This is a genomic window from Janthinobacterium sp. B9-8 (assembly GCF_000969645.2).
Taxonomy (GTDB): Bacteria; Pseudomonadota; Gammaproteobacteria; order Burkholderiales; family Chitinibacteraceae; genus Iodobacter.
In genome coordinates this window covers 2302190-2324448 of record NZ_CP014222.1, presented here as the reverse complement: position 1 = coordinate 2324448, position 22259 = coordinate 2302190, and the positions used below count along the sequence as shown (strand labels likewise).

Annotated in this window: 13 protein-coding genes; 12 read left to right on the top strand and 1 reads right to left on the bottom strand. The window is 44.2% G+C overall.

Annotated elements, in window-relative coordinates:
* The first annotated feature begins 852 nt into the window (after positions 1–852).
* From VN23_RS10405 to VN23_RS10360, 10 genes are all read left to right on the top strand, one after another.
* Positions 853–1512, top strand: coding sequence for a hypothetical protein (locus VN23_RS10405; protein WP_156455177.1), 660 nt, complete (start codon positions 853–855; stop codon positions 1510–1512).
* A 2-nt stretch (positions 1513–1514) separates the two neighbouring features.
* Positions 1515–3539: an MFS transporter gene (locus tag VN23_RS10400; RefSeq protein WP_052746505.1), complete on the top strand. Its 2025-nt coding sequence runs from the start codon at positions 1515–1517 to the stop codon at positions 3537–3539.
* Positions 3540–3559: 20 nt separating this feature from the next.
* Positions 3560–4591, top strand: coding sequence for an ABC transporter substrate-binding protein (locus VN23_RS10395; RefSeq protein ID WP_052746506.1), 1032 nt, complete (start codon positions 3560–3562; stop codon positions 4589–4591).
* Between the two features lie 329 nt (positions 4592–4920).
* Entirely contained in the window at positions 4921–5103 is a 183-nt protein-coding gene (locus tag VN23_RS10390) for a hypothetical protein (RefSeq protein ID WP_046351176.1), read from the top strand.
* 142 nt (positions 5104–5245) lie between these two features.
* On the top strand, positions 5246–7963 hold the full coding sequence (gene lanKC, locus VN23_RS10385; RefSeq protein ID WP_046351177.1) for a class III lanthionine synthetase LanKC: 2718 nt from the start codon (positions 5246–5248) through the stop codon (positions 7961–7963).
* 119 nt (positions 7964–8082) lie between these two features.
* On the top strand, positions 8083–9579 hold the full coding sequence (locus VN23_RS10380) for a TolC family protein (protein WP_197433078.1): 1497 nt from the start codon (positions 8083–8085) through the stop codon (positions 9577–9579).
* Positions 9580–9584: 5 nt separating this feature from the next.
* Entirely contained in the window at positions 9585–10853 is a 1269-nt protein-coding gene (locus VN23_RS10375; RefSeq protein ID WP_046351179.1) for an NHLP bacteriocin system secretion protein, read from the top strand.
* Positions 10854–10862: 9 nt separating this feature from the next.
* Complete coding sequence (locus VN23_RS10370; protein WP_082752729.1) at positions 10863–13070, top strand: NHLP family bacteriocin export ABC transporter peptidase/permease/ATPase subunit; 2208 nt, start codon at positions 10863–10865, stop codon at positions 13068–13070.
* Positions 13063–15927: an NHLP bacteriocin export ABC transporter permease/ATPase subunit gene (locus tag VN23_RS10365; RefSeq protein WP_052746507.1), complete on the top strand. Its 2865-nt coding sequence runs from the start codon at positions 13063–13065 to the stop codon at positions 15925–15927. Before VN23_RS10370 ends, VN23_RS10365 begins: the two co-directional genes overlap by 8 nt.
* An 8-nt stretch (positions 15928–15935) precedes the next feature.
* Positions 15936–17087 (top strand): ABC transporter substrate-binding protein, encoded by a 1152-nt coding sequence (locus VN23_RS10360; protein ID WP_062654875.1) that lies wholly within the window; start codon positions 15936–15938, stop codon positions 17085–17087.
* Between the two features lie 151 nt (positions 17088–17238).
* Here the strand turns inward: VN23_RS10360 and VN23_RS10355 are convergent, their stop codons facing one another.
* Positions 17239–19902, bottom strand: a complete 2664-nt coding sequence (locus VN23_RS10355) for a TonB-dependent receptor plug domain-containing protein (RefSeq protein ID WP_052746508.1) — start codon at positions 19900–19902, stop codon at positions 17239–17241.
* A gap of 863 nt (positions 19903–20765) precedes the next feature.
* Here VN23_RS10355 and VN23_RS22285 point away from each other — a divergent pair.
* Both VN23_RS22285 and VN23_RS10345 read left to right on the top strand, forming a co-directional pair.
* The gene (locus VN23_RS22285; protein WP_257722045.1) at positions 20766–20888 is read left to right on the top strand and encodes a hypothetical protein; all 123 of its coding nucleotides are present in this window, start codon (positions 20766–20768) and stop codon (positions 20886–20888) included.
* Positions 20881–22257, top strand: coding sequence for an ATP-binding protein (locus VN23_RS10345; RefSeq protein ID WP_052746509.1), 1377 nt, complete (start codon positions 20881–20883; stop codon positions 22255–22257). Before VN23_RS22285 ends, VN23_RS10345 begins: the two co-directional genes overlap by 8 nt.
* The last annotated feature ends 2 nt before the right edge of the window (positions 22258–22259 follow it).

The window sequence follows — 22259 nt, the reverse complement described above, 5'->3', positions numbered from 1 at the left end:
GAAAAAACTGTTTTATTTACTTGATGTGTTTTAAATGAAAATATGTTTAAGTTTTTGGTGTTTTGTCGTTTCTTTGATACAAGAATAAATAAAATTGAAGGTGGAGTGATATTTTTTTTGAATGGTATTTTTTTGAATTTAGCTCGGCATTCTTAATAAAAAGCAACACTATTATCTGAAGCTCCTACATATCATCTTTTTAAATTTAATGCTTTAAATGCTATTTTCTTAGCTTTTTTTGTTGAAATTTGTTAATTACCAAGTTTTTTTCTGTAAAAAAAATGAATTTAGTGCAATTTTTTTAAAATCACACCGCTGTGCTATGCCTGTGTTGAGTCTTACAGTGAAAATGACAATTGAATGCATTTTTAAAATATGCTTACTTCATTGCTAAGAGGCTTTGAATGCCAAGGTAAGTGATTTTTTTGTCATAAAGTAGTTTAAAATCAGTAGCATGCTTGATTTTTACACGCATTTTAAGTTTTTGTTATGGTTTTGTTGTGAATATTGACATGTTTTTTCTTGTTGGATTAGGATGTATTCGTTAAGTTTTTAGTCAGCTAATGTTCAGAAAGTACTTGATCTGCTTAACCGAACAAGCACACTGGGTGTGCATAGCACCTAAAACAGATGACATAAAATAGATATCACAAAAGGTTTTACCTTGGAAACGATATGGTCTCTTTAGCCAATCAAGAAAAAGACATTTACAAGCACCGGCATTTTTTATGGTGGAGAGTAAGTGCATTACTTGTGCTGGTTATTGCTTTTGTCTTGGCAATTATTTCGTTTCTTAACTATTCAAATTATCGTAAAACTTATTTTGATTTAAGTTTATCAAGGCATCTCGTTTTGGCAAAGGATTTGCGCCAAAGTATTGAGGCTGGCTTAAATATTGGCATTAAACCCTCTGAGAATTTAAATTTATTGCCTAGCATTAAAGAGCTCGTACGGAATCACTCTGGTATTCATTATGTTTTCATCATGGATGAAAATGGCGATGTGATTGGCGAGGGACAGGCTTCAGGTAAAAATGATTCATCCTATAAAAATAAAATAAACGAAACGCTGGAAAGCAAATACTGGCAAGAAATGACTTCGGATACCATTCAAGTCGGGATGGTGTTCGTTAATAATTTTAATATCAAGGCAGGCGCTGTAGTGATTGGCTACGACCGATTAGCGATTGAAAGTGCCACTCACCAAATGCGAAATAAATTAGTGCTGGATATGTTGCTTACTTTAGTACTGCTTACGGTACTGACTTTAGGTGGTGTGTATATCCTGACTAGAAAGTTTGCGGGTGAGCTGGCCCAAGTGAGCAGCGTGATAGACAGCTCTATCTACGCAGCAACCCCACTTAAGGTAGACGAGCACGTTTTGAGCGGCAGTGTAGCCCAAGATATTAATGACTTTACAACGCTCAGCCATCAGCTGGCCCAGAAAATGACTGAGCTGGAGCGGGAAATATCCCCTGTTACTCCTGCCCATTTATCGCAATCAGGGGGCTAGAGGTGAAGCAGCTGCAAATGCGTCTGGTTTTATTAGCGGGGGGCATGCTGCTGATATCGGCCCTCTTTTTATCATGGCTGGCATTGCAGCATTTTGAGACAGATTTACCGCCTGAAATGGCAAGGACCGTCGCAGCAGTGAGCTATTCAGTTGCCGAGGTGATAGAAAAAGCAGATCACTATGGTGTGCCACTGGATGAAATGGTCGGGGTTGAGGTGTTTTTAACTGCTGTGCGTAAAGAGAATCCCGATATCGCCTATATGGTTTTGAGCGATACACAGGGCAATATACTTTATCAGAGTGCCTACGACTCACTGGAGCAAAAGCCAGATTTACCCCGTGCTACAGAGCCAGCAAGCCAAAAAGTGGGTGCTTACTTTAATACAAGCGTGCCACTTATTTTTAAGCATCACCGTGTTGGGACATTACATCTGGGGCAGCGTTCGGCATTGGTTGAGCAGCAGGTGCAAGAAATTGCTTATGACGTGATGACGGTATTGTTGGTGGCCAGCCTGATTGCATTGGAGTTGATGCGTTTTGTATTAACGTTTGTGATTGCAAGCCCTATTGATGTGACGCATCATTTTTTAGTGCGAATTCGGCAAGGTGATTTCAGCTATTACCTCCCTTTTGATCACTTGGGCGGGGTAGGCCAATTGAGCGCGCAATTTAATCAGATTGTTGCCAAATTGAATCGGCGATATCAGGCTCTGTTGCAGCATGCCAGCCAAGTCGGGCTGGAGGCTTTACTTCGCCAGCGCTTGGCAGGCTTTCAGTTTCATGCTCCTGGCAAGCGCCAGACGCTTTATGCCACTGCGGTTGATCATATTCGTTGGCCATTTTTTCTGTTGATCTTTGCAGACTCATTGTCTTTATCGTTTTTCCCCGTTTATGTTGGGCAGTTTTATTCGCCTGAAATGGGGGTTTCTAAAAACATTGTGATTGGATTACCCATATCGATTTTTATGTTTACTTGGGCACTATCGATGCCATGGGCGGGAATGTGGAGTGATCGGGTAGGGCATCGCAAAGCATTTATTGCTGGAGCAGCGGTGACTACATTGGGCCTTATTCTTACTGCCTGTGCGCAATCACTATATGACTTGCTGCTGTGGCGCTCGCTCACGGCCCTAGGCTATGGGCTTGTATTTATTACAACTCAAAGCTATGTGACAAGTCATACACCTATTGCCCAAAGAACCAGAGGGATGGCGGTCTTTTTATCTTGTTTTTTTGCAGGTTCTTTATCAGGCTCTGCAATTGGCGGGATTCTGGCTGATCGGCTTGGGTATAACGCTACTATTTTATTGTCTGGGCTCTTAAGTGCGGCTTCGGCCATTTTTGTGTTGCGCTTTCTTCGCAGCAACCCAGATGCCATTGCTGCGGTAAAGAAAAAATTAAGTCTTAATGATTTTAAGTGCTTATTAAGAAATAAAAAATTTGTTGTGATTACTTTCCTGGCTGCTGTACCTGCAAAAATTGCATTAACAGGTTTCTTGTATTACTCGGTTCCTCTGTACTTAAAGTTGCTTGGAAATAATCAATCCACTACAGGTCGAGTCATGATGGCATATGGTTTGGCAATTATTGTTTTATCTCCTTATGTGGCAAAAATGGCCGATAAAATTGGCCATTTACGATGGTTTGTGAGTATTGGTGGTTATGCCGCCGCCGCAGCAATGTTTATTATTTATTTTTTTGATAGCACGGCGGGTTTACTGGCAAGTATTACTTTACTTGGCATTGCCCACGCTATTGGTGTATCACCACAGCTGGCACTGATTAATGACTTCTGTAAAGAAGTGGTGCAAGAAGTAGGGGGTGGAACCACAACCGGAATTTTTCGGTTAATTGAGCGTCTTGGTAATGTGTTAGGGCCCATTATTGCGGGCGTGCTTATCTCTCAATTTGGTTTTAATGGTGCTTTTTTTGGAATTGGCATGGTGTCTTTTATTTGTGCAACTTGTTTTACTGTCATGTTCTTTTTGTTTGACCTAAATCAACCCCGTACTGCATTTGCAGGCTGAGGCAATAAAGGGAATCACAGATGTATTTTCGTTGCCTTATTTTATTTACGTATTTGCTCTGTTTTTCTCTTGAATTAAAAGCAGCTGAAATTAAGGAAAAACCACCGTATAAAGTGATGATGATTCTTTACCGTGGATTTACCGATGCAGAAAAAGGATTTATTGCCTATTTTAAACAGCGCCATATTGCTGCTGAATTTATTATTCGTGATGCGCAAGCTGATAATACAAAAATTGCCGAGTTTGTGAGTGAAGCGCGCGAGTTAAAACCAGATTTGATTTATACCTTTGGTACAACGGTGACAGCAGAAGTAGTTGGTTTAGTCGGTCAGGTTAATCCACATAAACATATTACTGATATTCCGGTTGTATTTAATATTGTAGCTGACCCTATAGGAGCAAAGCTGGTTAAAAGCATGCAAGCATCCGGGCGAAATTTAACGGGTGCATCACATTTAGTTCCACTTAGCGCACAAATGAATGCATTACAAAAAATGCGTAACACACAAACAATTGGCGTGATTTATAACTCACAGGAAAAAAATGCGGTACTTGCGGTGCAAGGTTTAGAAAAAATTGCAGCAAAGTATAAATTATCGCTAGATTTAGCCCCAGTTGCCTTGGATGAAAATAATAAACCAAGTGTGGAAGGAATAAAAATTGCAGCACAAACATTATTAGAAAAAAAGCCACAGTTTATATATATACCATCAGATTCATTTATGATTAAAAATGCTCGGACGGTAGTGCAAGTTGCACAAGCTGCAAAAATCCCCGTTTTTTCTGCCACTGAAGCGCCTATTCGAAATGACGGTGCATTATTGGGGCTGGTGAGCACCTATTTTAACGTAGGTGAATTGGCCGCGTATAAGGCAGAGCAAATATTGTTGAAGAAAGAGCGTGTCTCAAAAATACCTATTGATTCTTTAAATCGGTTTACCTATTTAGTGAATATGGGAGCTGCAAAAAAATTAGGAGTTTATCCTCCTTTGGCCGTTATTAAATTTGCGGAGCTGATATCGCCTATGGATGCAGGGGATGCAAGAGAGTAATATTTTAATGTTGTTAATGGCCGCATATTAATTGCGGCTATTTTTATTGATTAAATATGTTTTTTGAAAAAATAGCCGTGACATTATAAAAAACTTCAATAATATGATGTATTAAAATCATTGATTTTAATACATAAATTTGTGTGTTGTTACATAAAGGGTACAGGTGTTTTTTTATTAATATTTATAATATTTAATGCTTGACGCTATTTTATTTTTAATAGATTATTGTATTTGAGCTTGGCTCAATTGTATAAACGAAGGCAATTAAATAGCTCGTTCATTTGTTTGATCGGCTTATGCCATTTTCAAAACTAAAGGACTTTAAAATGACTGCTAATACTGAGCAAAAAAATAATGATGCTGTAGAACAAGAAGTAAAGTCAGATGATATTAAATCTAAGGTTTTGAGCCTTCAAGCGCTTGCAGAAATCAGTGCTGGTCTTGCTGACAAACAAGTTGCTGACTGGAGCACAGTGAGCAACCATTGTGGTAGCAACGATCAACAGTAAGCAGAATAAATAGTTGTTCTGAATAAAGTTTAACTATTCATTTTATTCAAACAATAAATTCTGATTTTAGGCAGCGCAAAGAGTTAATGCTTTGCGCTGTTGTTGCTGTTTATAAACGAGCAGAGCAGGGTGGAGCATAGAAGTGACTTCTTTATTAAAAAATACAAAAAATATTGATAATGATGATTTTTTTGTACCCACATCTGCATATAAACCTTCAATGTCTTATTATAACTCTGTATTAAAACTCCTGCCGCCTATGTGGCGCTTAAGCCAAGGTCCATTCTGGACACAAATTTTATCACCTAAGGCCGTGCTTCCGGTTCAGGGGTGGAAGATTCACGTCTCTGCAATTCCAGAATCCGCGTTACGCATTTTAGGAAAAGTGACGATGGTTTGCCTTGATCAGGGCGTTGAATTTAAATTTGCGAGCGACCCGCATATTTTATGGACACTTCTTAGAAAAAGATGTGCACGACAATCAGCTGGAAAATTCATTACGATTTATCCAAGTAGTCAAATTATTTTTGAGCAGTTGATTGAGCGTCTTTATATTGCATTAGAAAATGAAAAAGGCCCTTATATTTTGTCGGATAGGCAATACCGAGACTCCAGCGTGCTGTTTTATCGCTATGGTGGTATTAGCTCATTTTCTGAGGTCAATGTGAGTGGTGAAAAAAAGATGTGTATTCTTAATGATCAATTTGAATATATTGAAGATCATCGCTCACCCTATTTTGTATTGCCCGATTTTATAAAAGATGGATTTATTAAGCAGTTGCCTATCTCTGCTAAAAATAAACAGGGTGATGAAGAAAATACTGATGAATGTTTAATTATTGGTGAAGAATACGAAATTATTTCAGTAATTAAATATTCAAGTGCAGGTGGCGTATATCAAGCGAAAAGCATATTGAGCAAAGAGGATGTAGTTATAAAAGAAGCCAGGCCATATATTGAGATAGACAATCAAGGTGTCGATACAATTGATCGTTTAAAAAAAGAATTTCGTATTTTAAAAAAAATTAGTGGCACTGGCATTAGTGCTGAAGCGATTGGATTCTTTGAGGAATGGGATCATTATTTTTTAGTTCAAGCATTCCTTGAAGGACAAAATCTCCGGCAGTTTGTAGTTCAATCAAATAAATTAATTCATGCTACGGTGTCTGATTCCAGTATGAGGCAGTGGTTTGATAATATTTTAAAAATTTCAACTCAATTGTTTGAGCAAATAATATTGCTACATAAACATGATATTGTTTTTGGTGATTTATCATTAAATAATATAATTATAAATCCAGTAACAATGGAAATAAAATTAATTGATTTTGAAGGTGCTGTCGAGCTAGGTGTGGATTTAGCGACTAATATGTTTTCACCTGGCTTTGGTAAGCGTTCCCGTATGAGTAAAGTGAATATTGATTTTTCTGATGATTTTTATGCGCTGGCTTGTTTTCTGATGGCAATGGTTTTACCAAACATTACATTAAGTGAGCTTAATGATGATTTTGTAAATACGGCTTTGACAGAGCTAAGTAAAGATATTGCTTTGCCTGCTGAATATATTAATTGTATTAAATACCTTATGTCTGATGAAAAAATTGATTTGTCTTTCTGCCTTGAGCAGTTAAAAAATACAAAATCTGATGATATTCATGGATTTAATTTAAATGTAGGCAATATTAATTATATTCATCATTATTGTTCTAAAGTAGTAGACGGTGTGTTTAATTATAACTTCCAGATAATGGACATATCCAAATCAGAGCGAATTTTACCGCTTGGAACGAATGTCTATGACCCAATGGCTGTAGATAATGGCATACTTGGTGTTGCCTATGCATGGAAAAAAGTAAAGGGCGCTATTCCGGATGAATTGAATAATTGGATACTGCGTCAGTTTCATACCGGAGGACATTTGCCGGGATTGCTTAATGGCTCTAGTGGTATGGGGTGGGTGCTCTATGAGCTTGGACATCAAAAACTGGCAGAAGATGCAATACAGGCAGCGAGTTTACATCGTTTATTATTTCAAAAAATGTCTCTTGGTTATGGTGCGGCTGGTTTTGGTTTGAGTAATTTATTTTTATGGACAAAAACTGGAAAAGAAAAATATAAAAATGAGGCAATAAAAATAGCAGATATAATTTGTGATGCTGCAATTACACAAGAAAATGGATGTTCCTGGGATGGCACCACCAATGAAGGAATTGGGGTGGGGCTTTGGGAGGGGGCTAGTGGTATTTCTTTGTTTTTATTGTATATGTATTGCGTGACAAAAAATGAGCGTTATCTTATTTTTGGCGAAAACGGATTAAGTTTTGATATGTCGTGTGGGCGTGAAATCGAAGGGACAATAGGTTTTCCACGTCATACTGTAATGGCTAATCATGTTTTATACCCGTATTTGGCATATGGTAGTGCAGGAGTGGCAAGTGTTGTGCTGCGTTACTATAAAATAACTAAAAATAAAAAATACTTTGATCTTATTGAAAAAATAAAACCTGCGGTTTCGCAGAAATATACCATATCACCTGATTTATTTTCAGGGCTGGCCGGGCTTGGAAATTATATGCTGGATGCGAATGAATTCCTTAATGATGCATCGTATCTAGGTTTGGCTTATCGGGTTGCTGAAGGATTAAAATTATTTTTAGTTGAAAGGGAGCAAGGATATTCATTTCCTCTTCTAACACCCACAAAAATTTGCACTGATTACTCATCTGGTTCTGCTGGCATTGCATTATTTATGAATCGCTTAGTAAAACGTGATCTGAATTTTAACTTTATGATGGATGAGCTTATTTATGAGCATCTTTCTTCAGAGCATGGTGATATGCCCGTTGCAGTCTGTGACTAAATGCTTGCTGCGGAGGCTGCAATATCCAGTACATTTGTGGATGACGTAGTGCTTGATTTTCGGGATTTATTATGATTTTTAAAAAAACAAAAATTAACATTATTCTCAATGGGATTTTTTTGTTTTTATTGAATATGAATGCAAGCTCTGCTGAATTGCATATTTTTGATGTTGTATATCATGCTTTGAAGAAAAATACAGATATACAAATTCAAGAACATTATATTGCTATTGCTCAGGGCCAGCATTTACAAGCCGTAGGTCAATTTGACTGGGTTTTATCGTCTTTACTTAATTACGATAAAAAAATTACGCCACAATTTAATAATCCTGATCTCGGGTTAATTAATAGTGGCTATCAATTAGGCTTAAGCAAGCCACTGCGTAATGGAATGATTCTGAGTAGCCGTGTTGATGCAATGGCGAATGATGAGGGCATGGGGCGTGCTCAGCAGAATCAGCTTAAATTAGATATTTCATTGCTTGTTCCTCTGCTTAAAGGCAGTGGCCCGGAGGGAATTGCAGCAGAGGAGGATGTGGCAAAGCTGAATATTGAGCTGAGCCGTTATCAGCTGCGCGATCGCATTTCTCAAACACTTTACAACACGATTTTGGCATATTGGAATTATCGTAATCGCGTTGAATTGGAAAAAGTGGCGATCAGTAGTGAAGAGCGCAGCCAGAGCTTGCTGCTCTCTATTCAAAAGTTAGTCGATGCTGCTGAAAAGCCACGCGCTGATTTGGTTTTGCTCAAGGCCGATCATGGTGACAAGGTTGCGCGGCGGCAGGCTGCCGTGTTGGCGAGCACTGAAGCAAGAACGGTATTAGGTCGTTTGCTGGGGCTGGATGCGCTTGGCATTAGGCAATTGCCAGAGCCGAGTGATGCACTGCCTGCTGTGCTGGATATTGCCTACCCTTTGAATGTCGATGCGATGAGCGCCGCAGCTTTGCTACAGCGCCCGGATATTCAGGCCTTGGCCATGCAGTTGGAGGCCGCTAAACGCCAGATGCAGGCGGTGCAAGATCGTTTAAAACCGCAGCTGAATCTTACGCTTGGGCTGGGCTATGCCAAGGCTTCTGAGGGTGGGGGGCGTTATAGTTTTGCGGCGGAATCTGGCCAGTTTCAAGCCACGCCTTCGGTATTTGCCCGCCTGAATTTTCAATTCCCTATGCAAAATAATGCAGCCAATGGTGCGGTGCAAGAGCACTCGGCGCTGATGTCGCAGCTGGTGCTGCGGCAGCGGGATTTAAGCATTGGCATTGCAACTGGAGTGGAAACAGCTTTGCAGTCTTTATTTAATACAGCAGAGCAAATAAAGCTGGCCAAAGAGGGTTTGTCTTTGTACGAGCTGGCGGTGAGCCAGGAAGTGATTAAGCAAAAGAATGGCATATCCACTTTGATTGATGTGATCAATACCGAGGCGCGGTTTGTGAGTGCCAGGGTGAATTATTTGCAGCTCCAGCTAGCCTACGCCAGTGCGCTGGCGAGATTGCGCTTTGAAACAGGGACTTTTTTACCTGCAGCAGGGGGTAACGATATGTTGTCACTTGATATGAATGATCTGGCGGGTTTAGGGCCATTGATCACTTTTCTTCCCTCCTTGAGAGCCAAGTAAACGTCATGATCAAAAAAGGCATTTTCAGGCAGGTTGCACTCAATCGTTTATCTTCACCTGAAGAGCTGGATAGCTTATTGCAGGTGACTTCATTTAAGGGGTGGATTGCACTTGCGGGTATAGGCCTCTTATTAGTGACGGTACTGGTGTGGTCTGTTTTGGGAGTGCTACCGACGAAGATGCTTGGGCAGCAATGCATTCTGGTAAAAAATGGTGGCGTTATTGTGCAAACAAGCTCGGCGAGCGGGCGTTTATCTGATCTGGCAGTAGAGGCAGGAGATACGGTGACGCGCGGGCAGATTATTGGTCGTTTAGAGCAATACGATTTATTACAAAAAATTAAGGGTAGTGAGGCACGTTTAAAAGAAGTTGAAGCACAGCATGCACAGGCCGTTGCTATGGCGGGTAAAAGCGCGGCACTACTTGAAGCCACAATGGCACAGCAGGTGCAAAATCTGGATCGTCAGCTGGCGTCAGCCAAGCAAAGGGCTCAGCTTTTGAAAGAGCGCATTGATAGCCAGAGCAGCTTGTTTGAGCAGGGCTTAATTACCAAGCAAACTTTGATTGCTTCTCAGCTGGAGCTGGCCGCTGTTCAGTTAGAGGCGGAAACGGTGAAAGGGCAGTTTAAGCAGTTGGAAGTCACTCGGCTGGAGGGAAAAAAGCAAAGTGATCATGAAGTTGTCCAGACGATGAATCAGTTGGACGATGTAAAACGCATGCTAGCCTTGATGCACCGAGATGCTAAAAATTTCACTTCAATTATCAGTCCTTATACGGGCCGTGTGCTGGAGGTAAAGGCGGCAGAAGGGCAATTGGTAGAGCGGGGCACTCATCTGATTAGTGTGGAGCCAACAGGTGTCGATATTAACGAGATTGAGGCTTATATCTATTTGCCCGCTGCCGATGGCAAAAAAATCAGATCAGGGATGAAGGTAGAAATCAGCCCTAGTACTGCCAAGCGTGAAGAGTTTGGTTTCTTGCCTGCTTTTATTACTTCGGTTGCCGATTACCCATCCACAGATCAGGGCTTGATGCGGGTGTTTGCGAATGAAAAACTAGTTCAGCAATTAAGTGGCACATTGGCGCCGATTCAGGTGTTGGCGGCACTTAAGCCTTCTTCAAAAAATATTAGTCACTATGAATGGTCTACCCGCAAGGGACCGCCATTTTCTATTCAGAGCGGTACATCGTGCTCAGCCACCATTACGCTTTCTGAGCAAAGGCCCATTAGCTTAGTACTGCCCATTCTTAAAAAAACCATGGGTTTGGATTAAGGACGCGCCATGTTAAAAAAACTGAGCACGATCTGGCCGGCCTTGCTTGCATATTGCAAAGCGACTTCGGCAAGGCGTAAGGCAAATACGCCTGTGGTGTTGCAAATGGAGGCCGTGGAATGTGGGGCCGCATCATTGGCGATGATTCTGGCCCATTACAAAAAATATATTCCGCTTGAGACATTACGGCTTGATTGTGGCGTTTCAAGAGATGGCAGCAAAGCGCTTAATGTGGTGAAGGCCGCGCAACAGCATGGCTTGCTGGCGAATGGTTTTCGTAAAGAGCCCGCCGATTTGAGGGCGATGCCCCTGCCCATGATCTTGTTCTGGAATTTTAATCATTTTGTGGTTCTGGATGGTTTCAGTAAGGATAAAGTGCTTTTGAATGACCCTGCCAAGGGGCGCTGTGCGGTGAGCGAGGCAGAGTTTGATCAGTCATTTACCGGTGTAGTGCTTACCTTTGAGCCAGGGCCAGATTTTGTCCCTTCAGGCCAGCCGCGCCGTATGCGTGATAGCTTGCAGAGCCGCCTTAGCGGATCGGGGGCTGCACTCAGTTATTTAGTTTTATTAGGTGTGGCGCTGGTTGTGCCGGGCTTAGTGATTCCTGTGTTTACCTCCGTGTTTATCGATCAGGTCTTGGTCGGGGGACTCAACAGCTGGTTGTGGCCGCTGATTAGCGGAATGCTGCTAACGGCCTTACTGCTTGCTGTATTAAGCGCACTGCAAAAGTATTATTTGCTGAAATTAGAAATGCGGATTTCTTTAAGCACTTCATCTAGGTTCTTTTGGCATGTATTACGTTTGCCACTTGGTTTTTATCACCAGCGCTCAGCGGGCGATATTGGTGGGCGGGTGGGCATCAGTGATCGGGTGGCAAATATTTTGTCGGAAGACCTCGTCTCGGCCTTGCTTAGCGTGATGACTGCGCTGTTTTTTGCCGTGATTATGCTGTTTTACGATGTGGCTATGAGCCTGATCAGCATAGGCATCGTATTGATTAATGTGCTGGTGCTGCGTTATGTGTCAAAACGGCGCATTGAGCTTAATCAGAAGCTCTCTATTGATCGGGGCAAGGTGCTGGGCACCTCAATGAATGGCCTGATGTTGATTGAAACGCTGAAGGCATCCGGCGCAGAGTCAGATTTCTTTAGCCGCTGGGCGGGTTATCAGGCGCGGTTAATGAATTCGATGCAGGAAATGAGCCGCACTTCGATCTCCTTAGATTTACTACCCAAGTTTTTGACTGCTGTTAATGGTGCGCTGATTCTGGGCATAGGCGGCGCACGTGTGATGCAGGGAGAAATGACCATCGGAATGCTGCTGGCTTTTCAGGCTTTGGTCGCCAGCTTTGTTAATCCGATGAGTGCTCTTGTTGCTCTGGGTGGAAAAATACAAGGTTTTCAGGGAGATATGGACAGGCTGGATGATGTGATGCGCTATCCATGCGAAGACATTGTGGCCTTGAATCGTGCCAGTGAGCCACTTTTATTCGCTAAGTTAGAAGGGCATCTAGAGCTGCGTAATCTTACTTTTGGCTATAGCCGACTTGAGCCTCCTTTGTTGGAAAACTTCAATCTGACGATTAAGCCCGGGCAACGTGTGGCGCTGGTTGGGGCATCAGGTTGTGGAAAATCGACTTTATCTAAATTAGTTGTTGGCTTGTATGAGCCTTGGGAAGGGAGTGTCTTATTCGATGGCAAGGCGAGAAATGACTGGCCGCGCCAGCAGTTATTAAACTCCATCGCCTCGGTTGATCAGGATATCGCGCTTTTTTCTGGCAGCATTCGTGACAATTTAAGTATGTGGGATAACACCACACCCCTTGCCGATATGGTGCAAGCGGCCAAAGACGCATGTGTGCATGACATTATTTCAAGCCGCCCCAGCGGTTATGACAGCGTTGTGGCTGAAGGGGGTAATAATTTTAGCGGCGGCCAGCGCCAACGTCTGGAAATAGCACGCGCACTTACTATTAATCCGCGCCTTTTAGTCTTGGATGAGGCCACCAGTGCACTTGATCCGCTTACAGAGAAAATGATCGACAGTCATTTGCGCCGCCGTGCCTGTAGCTGCCTGATTGTTGCACACCGCCTGAGCTCGATTCGAGATTGTGATGAAATCATTTTGTTAGATAAGGGCAAAGTCATTGAGAGAGGCTCTCATCAGCAATTAATTGAATTGGATGGTCATTACAGGAAGCTAATTGCCAATGAGTGAGACGATGCAAAAGCAGTTGCTGCAACGCGGTGTGCGAGGCGAGGCAGGGCTGGTGCAGGTATCGGCTGAGAGGGTCTACTTGCTTGAAGATGGCGGTGCAGATGTGATGTATGCCAGTGAAGGTGGGGCTAGAACATTTATGTTCTCGGCGGAGGCTGGCGAGCTGCTTATTTTTCCACCGCTTGCGAGTCTGGGCACGGAACAGCTCTGGCTTCAGGTGGCTCCCGGCGCGGTGTACTGGACCGTGGCTAAAGAGGTGTGGCAGGACGCGCTGACGCAGGGAGAGGCTAGCGCCTGTTTGTTCGAGCCACTGCTCGCTCATTTGGCAGGTGCATTCAGTGAAAAAATGCCAGCAAGCTACCAGGTTGTGGGGGATGAGGCGAGCTATCACAGCCAGGACCAAAGCGTAATGCTTGCGGTGAATCGACCGGGTGTCTGGTTTGAGCTGCTTCAAGGCCAGGCCGCTTATTTCAATCAATACCCATGCAGTGGTGGCACTTTACTGCCTCTGCCCCTTAATAGCTGCTTGGCACTGACTGCAGATAGCAAGCTGAATTTTGTTCAGAGTGATGAGCTTAGTGCGCGTCCTGAGGCGCTATTGGCAGGGGTGCACGCTTTTTTTGGGCTACTGATACAAGCATTTAGAGAGCAAAAACAGCGTAGGGATGAGGAAGAGCTGTTACGGCTGCAAATGAAAAGTGCGTTGGGTAGCAAGGCCATGAGTGATGCGCTGAGCCGGTTTGTATCCTTGTTCAGCTCCGCTGCTCTGCATGGCATCGAGGGCAGCCGTGATGATCAAGTTTTGCGGGCTTGCAAAATAATCGGCGCGACCATCGGTATTGATTTTAAAGCGGCACCTTCTTCAGCGGCACAGTCTAGAGACCCTGTCCGAGGGATTGCTCAGGCTTCTGGTGTGCGCACCCGTATTGTTGCGCTGAAAGGTGAATGGTGGCGGCACGATAATGGCCCGCTTTTGGTCTTTTTTGAAGAAAGCAAAGAGATGTTTGCGGCTTTGCCATTGCGTGGTGGTGGGTATCAGGTCGTGCATGCCCTGAGCGGTGAAAAATCATTAGTTAATACGGTGTTCGCAGAGCAACTTGCACCTTTTGCCTATGTTTTTTATGCGGGCTTACCTTCCAAAAAACTAGCCCTTGCTGATATTTTGCGTTTCGTATTTTCGGGTGTGCGCCAAGATATCTTTATTGTAGCGGCCATTGCCTGCGCCAGCGCATTACTGGGAATGGCTATTCCAATTATCAGTGCTCATTTGTTTGACAGTGTTTTCCCTGCGGCAGACTACGGGCAGATGGTGCAACTGGTGGTTATTCTTTTTATTGTGGGTTTGGTGACGTTGTTATTTGAGGCCACCCGTGCTTTAGCCATGCTGAGGATAGAAGGGCGGGCGAGCAGTGATTTACAGGCGGCCGTGTGGGATCGGGTTCTTGCCTTGCCAGTGCCCTTTTTTCGTGATTACTCTGCGGGGGATCTGGCGACGCGGATTAACGGAATTAATGAGATACGGCAGGCATTGTCGGGAACGATGATTTCCACGCTGATTAGCAGCTTGTTTTCGGTGTTAAATATTTTTCTATTATTTTATTACAGCATAAAACTGGCGCTGGTAGCCCTGCTGCTGGTGATGGTTGCTGTGCTGTTTAATTTTGCTGTGGGCTACTTTAGTGTGCAGGCAAATCGTGAAATGGCAGGGGTGAATGGCCAGCTTTCTGGCTTGGTTTTAGAATATTTAAGCGGCATTAGTAAGCTAAGAATGACCGGCGCTGAATCACGGGCTTTTGCTAATTGGGCGGCAGGTTTTGCCGCGCAAAAGCAGCTGGCCATGCGTGCCGGTAAGCTGGCTAATCTAAATAGTGTGTTTAGTGCCGCATTCCCTGTGGCATCAAGTGCACTTATTTTTGCTTGCCTTGCGCTTACTATGGCAGAGCCAGCGGGCCTTAAATTATCTACGGGAGATTTTATTGCTTTTTCCGCGGCATGGACGATTTTTCTGGGCTCGGCACTGTCCCTTGTGAAAACAGGAATTGATTTACTCGGCATTGTTTCTACCTATGAGCGCACACGCCCCATTCTGGAGACCATGCCAGAAGTTGATAATTGCAAGGCTTATCCCGGTGTTTTGCAAGGCGGAATTGAGCTCAGTCATTTGCGTTTTTCTTATTCTCCTGATGCGCCGCTGGTGCTGGATGATGTGTCGATGAGCATTAAGCCGGGCGAGTTTATTGCTTTGGTGGGGGCTTCTGGTTCGGGCAAATCAACGCTGCTGCGTCTGTTGCTGGGTTTTGAAATACCCACTCATGGCGGGGTGTATTACGACGATCATCATCTGGCCGATGTGGATATGGGTGCAATTCGCCGTCAGCTTGGGGTTGTCTTGCAAAGTGGCCGCTTAATGAGCGGGGATATTTTTAGCAATATTATTGGTTCAACGTCCTTAAAGCTGGCTGATGCTTGGGATGCGGCAAGGGCTTGCGGGCTTGATCAGGATATCAACGCGATGCCGATGGGAATGCATACCGTCGTGAGCGATGGCGGTGGCACTTTATCCGGGGGGCAAAGGCAGCGCTTATTGATTGCCAGAGCGATTGCCAATAAGCCAAAAATTGTCTTTTTTGATGAGGCGACCAGTGCTTTAGATAATCAGAGCCAGGCATTGGTGAGTGCCAGCATGGATCGCCTCAGCGCCACTCGTGTGGTGATTGCCCATCGGCTTAGCACCATTATCAATGCCGATCGAATTTATGTGCTTGATAAGGGCAAGATTGTACAGAGTGGAAATTACGAGCAGTTAATCCGAGAGGAAGGCTTATTTGCTGACCTTGCCAAACGTCAAATTGCCTAGGTATTTTTATGAGAAAAGTGATTTCTGTTTTTTGGGTTGCTCTTGCTCTGGCTGGCTGTGAACAGAAAAATCTAACTCAGCAAAGGGCTGAAAGGTTGGCAGAAACAAAAAACGAGCTGCTGATTGCAGTGGCTTGGCCAATGAACTCAAGTAAAACCACTTTACTTGATGGTATTAATCTGGCGGTTGAAGAGCTCAATCAAAGTGGTGGTGTATTAGGCAGAAAAGTAAAAATTTTGCTAAAGGACGACGCTGCTTCTCTGACTAAGGGGCGCTTAGTGGCTCAGGAAATTGCAGATGATATTAATGTGGCCGCCGTGATTGGCCATCTGAATTCGTATATTGCAGCACCTGCTGCGCAGATTTACGAACGGGCAGGTTTGGTGATGATTACACCTGGGGCTAGCGTACAAAAAATAACGGATCAGGGAGGAAAATACACTTTTCGCAGCCTGCCCGGTAATCGGGATCAAGGGCGGCAGATTGCTGATTACGCCGCAGAGCAAAGATATAAAAGAATCGCTATTTATTATATTAAAAATGATTATGGCGTTGATTTAGCTAATTATTTTGAGCAGCGGGCGCATGAGCTGGGAATGACGATTGCTGATCGCCGCTCCTATAATATGGGGGGGGGTAATCATGCGGCTATTCTGGCGGATTGGGGCTCTTTTTTAGCAACGGATGCTATTTTCTTAATTGGCTCTTTGCCAGAGAGTGCGCAAATTTTGCATGATATTCGTGCGGCAGGCATGAAAGTGCCGGTATTTGGTGGCGCTGGTTTGGATTCACCGGAGCTGATCAAGCTAGGAGGAAAAAGCACAGAAGGTACGGTGGTCTTTTCCTTATTTAATATGGATGATCCTCGCCCTGAAGTGTTTGAGTTTGGTAAGCGATTTAAAAAGAAATTTGGTACTTTTCCGGATAGCACTGCGGCGCAAGGCTATGACACCTTAAAGCTGCTTGCGCAGGCGATGAAGACGGCCAATAGCACGGTGCCTGATCAGGTGGCAACAGCGCTTCGCGCTACTCGAAATTGGCATGGTGTAACAGGGGTCGATAGCTATAGTGCAAAGGGTGATCTAGTGGGGAAGCGGCTTGCTAAGGTGGTGGTTCGTGGGGGGAAGTTTGAGTACTTTAAAGCTGCACCGCCTAAGTAAATATTCCAGAGTAGGGGAAGTAAAAAGCTGTGCGGCTTGATGCGGAAGTCTGAATAAATAGGTACCGAATTTTTTGGGGGCAACATAATGAAAAGAGGCAAGCCTGAATGGCGTGCCTCTTTTACATTCAGCAAGGATTTAAATCAAAAAGTTAGAACTTGTAATTAGCCTTGGCATACCAGCTGCGGCCATGTGGGTCTGTATATTTAGGATCGAAACCCACCTGGAAGTGATCTGCCTGATTAGTGAAAGGCGGGTCGGTATCAAACAGGTTTTTCACGCCTAAAGTCAGCTCGAGGTGCTTGGTGCGGTACGTGCCTTGCAGGCCCCAAGTGCTATAAGCCTCAACAGTGCGGTTAACGGTATTTCCTGATGTTGGATCTGTGATTTGATTCTGGTCGATATAGCTGGAGGTTAGGTTATTCGTCAGTGATGCACCCCATTCGGCCATATTCCAAGACAGAGACAGATTGTGTCTCCAGCGCGGGTTCATGCCTAGGTCGATATATTGACCAACGCTATCAAAGAAATCGCCATTCTTTTCGCGCTGATATTCATTGGTAATGGTGTATGTACCCTCTACACCCAGACGGAAAGTGCCATATTCCGTTTTAGGCGTTGCAGCAAGGAAAGATACATCAATCCCATCGGTACGTAATTCGCCCAGATTCTGTGATTTAGAATCTATGTAGTCGATCAAGCCAGGCAAGCCCGCTGCAATATCAGCTGCGGTGCGTGTTTTACGTACCACTTTATCTTTGTACTTGGCGTAATTACCCATGATGGTGGAGTCGGAAATAGTGTCGATCCGGTCTTTGATATTGATATTCCAGTAATCAATACCTAAGGAGATATTTTTGACTGGCTCAACCAAAAATCCAAAAGTGTAATTGGCGGATAATTCAGGTGTTAGTGATTTGCTGCCACCTTGCATTAGATTTAATTGCAGATTGCAATCAAGATCGCTCTTAGTGGTCGCGCAGCGTTCCGGATCGTCGTAGCTACCACCGGTATTGGTTTTGCTAGTCGGGCGGTTTAAATCATCCAGTGTGGGGGCGTGATAACCCGTGCTGATCGAGCCACGTAAGACGACTTCATCAATCGGCTGATAGCGAAAGCTTAGTTTAGGATTGGTGGTGCTGCCCATATCGTCGTAATGGTCGTAACGCAGTGCCGCTTGTAATTCTAGGTTCTTCAGAATGGGTACAACCATTTCGGCAAAACCGGCATAAACCAGGCGTTCGCCCTTGGTGGATTGGCGGTTACCACCGCCGCCTAAAATATCACCGCTGGATAAAATGGCTTCAGGTGTGAAGGTGTAGGTTTCTTTGCGCACATCGCCACCAAAAGCAAAACCCACTTTACCGGCATCTAATTCATAAATTTCTTTAGAAAACTGAATATCAGCTGATTTATTTGTGGTTTCACCGCTTTGCACTTTGCCGGTGATTTTAGTGGCTTCCAGTGCGGCTTTTCCTGCTGCATCTTGCGGGCCGAATGGATTAATGACGCCGGTCATCATTGCGGGTAGTAATTTACTTTCATATACCCAGCCATTGGTATAGTTATCTTCGGTTTTATTGGATGCATAAACCAAGGCACCACGATAATCCCAGCCGGCTAGTTCGCCTTCGGCGCCCACAATAAAGCGATGCTGATCGGACGTTGCTTCATTTTCACGCGCGCCGGTATCAATACCGCGCCATTGCAGTTTTAAATCACCCAGTGTGCCTTTGTAAGGGTCATATTTACCATTCGCTGGATAAATTAAATCATCGCCTTTAAAAGTTGTGGCGCTTGAAACAGGCACAGGGGAAGAGGAATAAGTCCCTACATTGCGGGTAAATAAGTAATCAGCAAATACTTGGGTGTTGTCATTTACTTTTAAAGTGCCCTTGCTATAAAAGGAAAGGCGCTCTTGCGGTGAAACAATATCAATAATACTGGCGTAATCAAAACGGCAATTCCCGCCAGTGGCGAAGCTCGGATTTACTACTGGCAGTGATCTGGGTTGATCACAGCCGGTTAAATATCCCACGTTAACTTGCTTGCCGCCTGGGCCATTAATAATGGTGGCAGGGAAGGTATTACCCGATGTCTTATTGATTTCTTTATCAGGAATATAAGATGTTTTGGAATAGCTGCGATCTTTAGCGGCCAGCGCTTCTTGCTTGGATACATCCAGCCCCATAAAGAGGTTGTAACCATCTTCATCTAAATTACCGAAGCCAAAAGTGAAATTACCTTTTTTGACTTCACCGCCGCCGTCAAACGTTTGCTCAATGCCGCCGCCGATATCTGCGCCAACAAAGTTTTTGCGCAGGATAAAGTTCATTACCCCGCCAATGGCATCGGTACCGTAAACGGCAGATGCGCCATCTTTGACAATTTCAACCCGATCAACCACGCCCAGCGGAATGGAATTCAAATCAACGCCTGCGCTGTCAAAAGCATAGTTGGCCATGCGACGGCCATTGACCAGAATCAGCGTTTTAGATGTGCCTAGGCCACGTAAGTTGGCCCCAGAGAAACCGGGCTTGCCCGAGTCACCCACGGCTTGTGCCTGAGCATAGCCATTATTGCTGGAGGCTAGGTTATCAACCAGCTCGGCCACGGTGGTGGCACCGGTTTTGGCGATTTCTTGGCGGCTCATCACCTGTACAGGGGTTGCGCCTGTTTTAGCGGTGCGTTTGATATTGGAGCCTGTGACTTCAACGCGTTCAACTTTGTTGACGGTTTCGGCTGCCTGCACATTGACGATGGCACCAGCGCCTATCATGGCGATGGCAATAGCCATTTTTTTCATTTGCATCATGTATCCCCCATTAGTTTGGCAATATTTTTTTTTGCATACTGTTTGAAACAGTGGCTGGTCTATTTACTTTTCAAGCGGCAACTATCGGAAAACTAGCATCTGTGAATTTTCACAATGTAACCAAATGTAACAAGAAAAAAGCAGGAAAGCACAAGAGTCAAAGTGCAAAAGAGCTGGAAGAAACCAGTAGGGAGATTTGAGTTTTATGGTTTGTTTTTACTGATTTTTGTTATTTTTTGTGAAAATAATGTGATGTTGTTTTTGTCGTTTTATTTGAAAATTAATGTTTTAAATCAATGATTTAAATTTAATGCTTTATTGCTGTTTCCGTGTTGATTGTATTTCAATATCGGTAAGTATGAAGAAAATATACTTTAAGAAAATGAAGGGGAATTTTGGTTTTTTTCTTGACGGCATTTATTTTTTATGCCACTAAAAACATGAAAAACAATTCATTCATGCTAAGCTTTCAAGTTAATTTGTTATTAATTGCTATTGACTTGTTGTTGTGTTTTATTTTTTTGTTCGTGGTGTGCGGGATTTTCCTTGTTTTTGTGTTGCTTATTTGCAACGTAAAAATAGTTAATTGCCGTATGTTAAATAAATCAGAAATATATCCACCTCAAACCTTTGCTTGTTAAGCATATTCTGCCGACTGCTTTTTTATGCTTCTTGTTGGTCCTTTCCTCGCCCTGTCTTTGTTCGATGCGATGCCTTAAATAGGGATGCTGAGAGCTATAGTTTTGCTTGCCCGCCCTTAAAAGCCCCACCGCTTAAAGGCTTGAATTCTTACCCCTAAACTGTAATGCTGGCAGTGCATGCAGAACATGGGCCTCAACCTGGGGTGAGCATAGGTAGCCGCAATGGAATTATTTATCCTGAGTCAGGATGTGAAGGCGCTGGAAAGCCAGCTGGCATTCCAAGCGGGCTTGGCAAGGCTGCAAACCTTGGTTCACCTAGCATGGCATTTGCGCCAGCGTGATTGATGCAGAAACAGAGCATCACCGGCGGGTGGCTGTGGCGCTGAAAGAAACGAGTGCCACGCTGGAAACGTTAGGCACGATAGGGCGCGAGATCACCGCTAGTTTAAATATCAAGGATGTTTTTGGGGCCTTGCATCGCCATGTGCATCATCTTTTGGATGCCAGCAGCTTTGTCGTGTATTTACTCGATGATGATCAGCGGGCCCTGAATATGGTGTTTGGCATGGAACTGGGCCAGCCCTTATCCCAAATTATCGTGCCATTGGATTTACCTGAATCAAATATTGCCCGCTGCGCCCGTGAACAGCAGGCGGTTGTGATTCATTTAGAGCCTGATAACGACCAAAAAACCTTGATCCCCGGCACGCTGGATACACGAAGCCTGTTATATGCACCCTTAATTGTTTGCGAGCGATTACTGGGGGTGATGTCGATTCAAACCTCGTTGCCTGATGCTTATGGTGAGCGTGAGCTATCTATTTTTCTGGCGCTCTGTGCTTATGGTGCCATTGCACTTGATAATGCCGCCGCCTACGCTGCTGCCGAAGCCTCACAAAGGCGTGCAGATCAGGCTTTAAGCGAGCTAAGGCAAACACAAGGCGAGCTTATTCAGCGCGAAAAGCTGGCCTCGTTAGGCTCTTTAGTTGCAGGCGTGGCGCACGAGCTCAACACCCCCATTGGCAATAGCTTATTAGTTGCCAGCACATTGCGGGATGAAAGCACACAATTTTTGCAACAAGTGCAGCAAAGTTCGGTGCGTCGCTCAGATTTAGAGCGCTACTGCCAGAGCGCTGCAGAGTCTTCAGATTTATTAATGCGTTGCCTTGTAAAAGCCGCAGATTTAATTGCCCGGTTTAAGCAGCTGGCAGTCGATCAGACCTCTGATTTGCGCCGCTCATTTGATTTACGTACCGGGTGTGAAGATGTGGTGCTGATGTTATCCAGCCGGCTGCGGGGCGCGGGCCATCAGCTAGAGGTTGATATTACTGATGGCCTGATAATGGATAGCTACCCCGGTGCTTTTGGCCAGGTGCTCAGCAATTTAATTATCAACGCCATTGTGCATGGGCTGGACGGGCAAATGCATGGGCTGATTAGCATAGTAGGGCGGCCCAAAGATAAGCAGCATATTGTGTTGATTGTGAAAGACAACGGCCGGGGTATTCAGGCCGAACACTTGGAGCGGATTTTTGAGCCATTTTTTACCACGCGCTTTGGGCAGGGTGGCAGCGGCCTAGGGATGCATATCAGCTACAACATTGTTCGGTCTATTTTGGGAGGCAGCATCAGCGTAAGCAGCCCAGCTGGCGAAGGTGCTATTTTTGAAATGATTTTGCCACTCTATGCGATGGAGCAGCGCTTGGGGATCTAAGC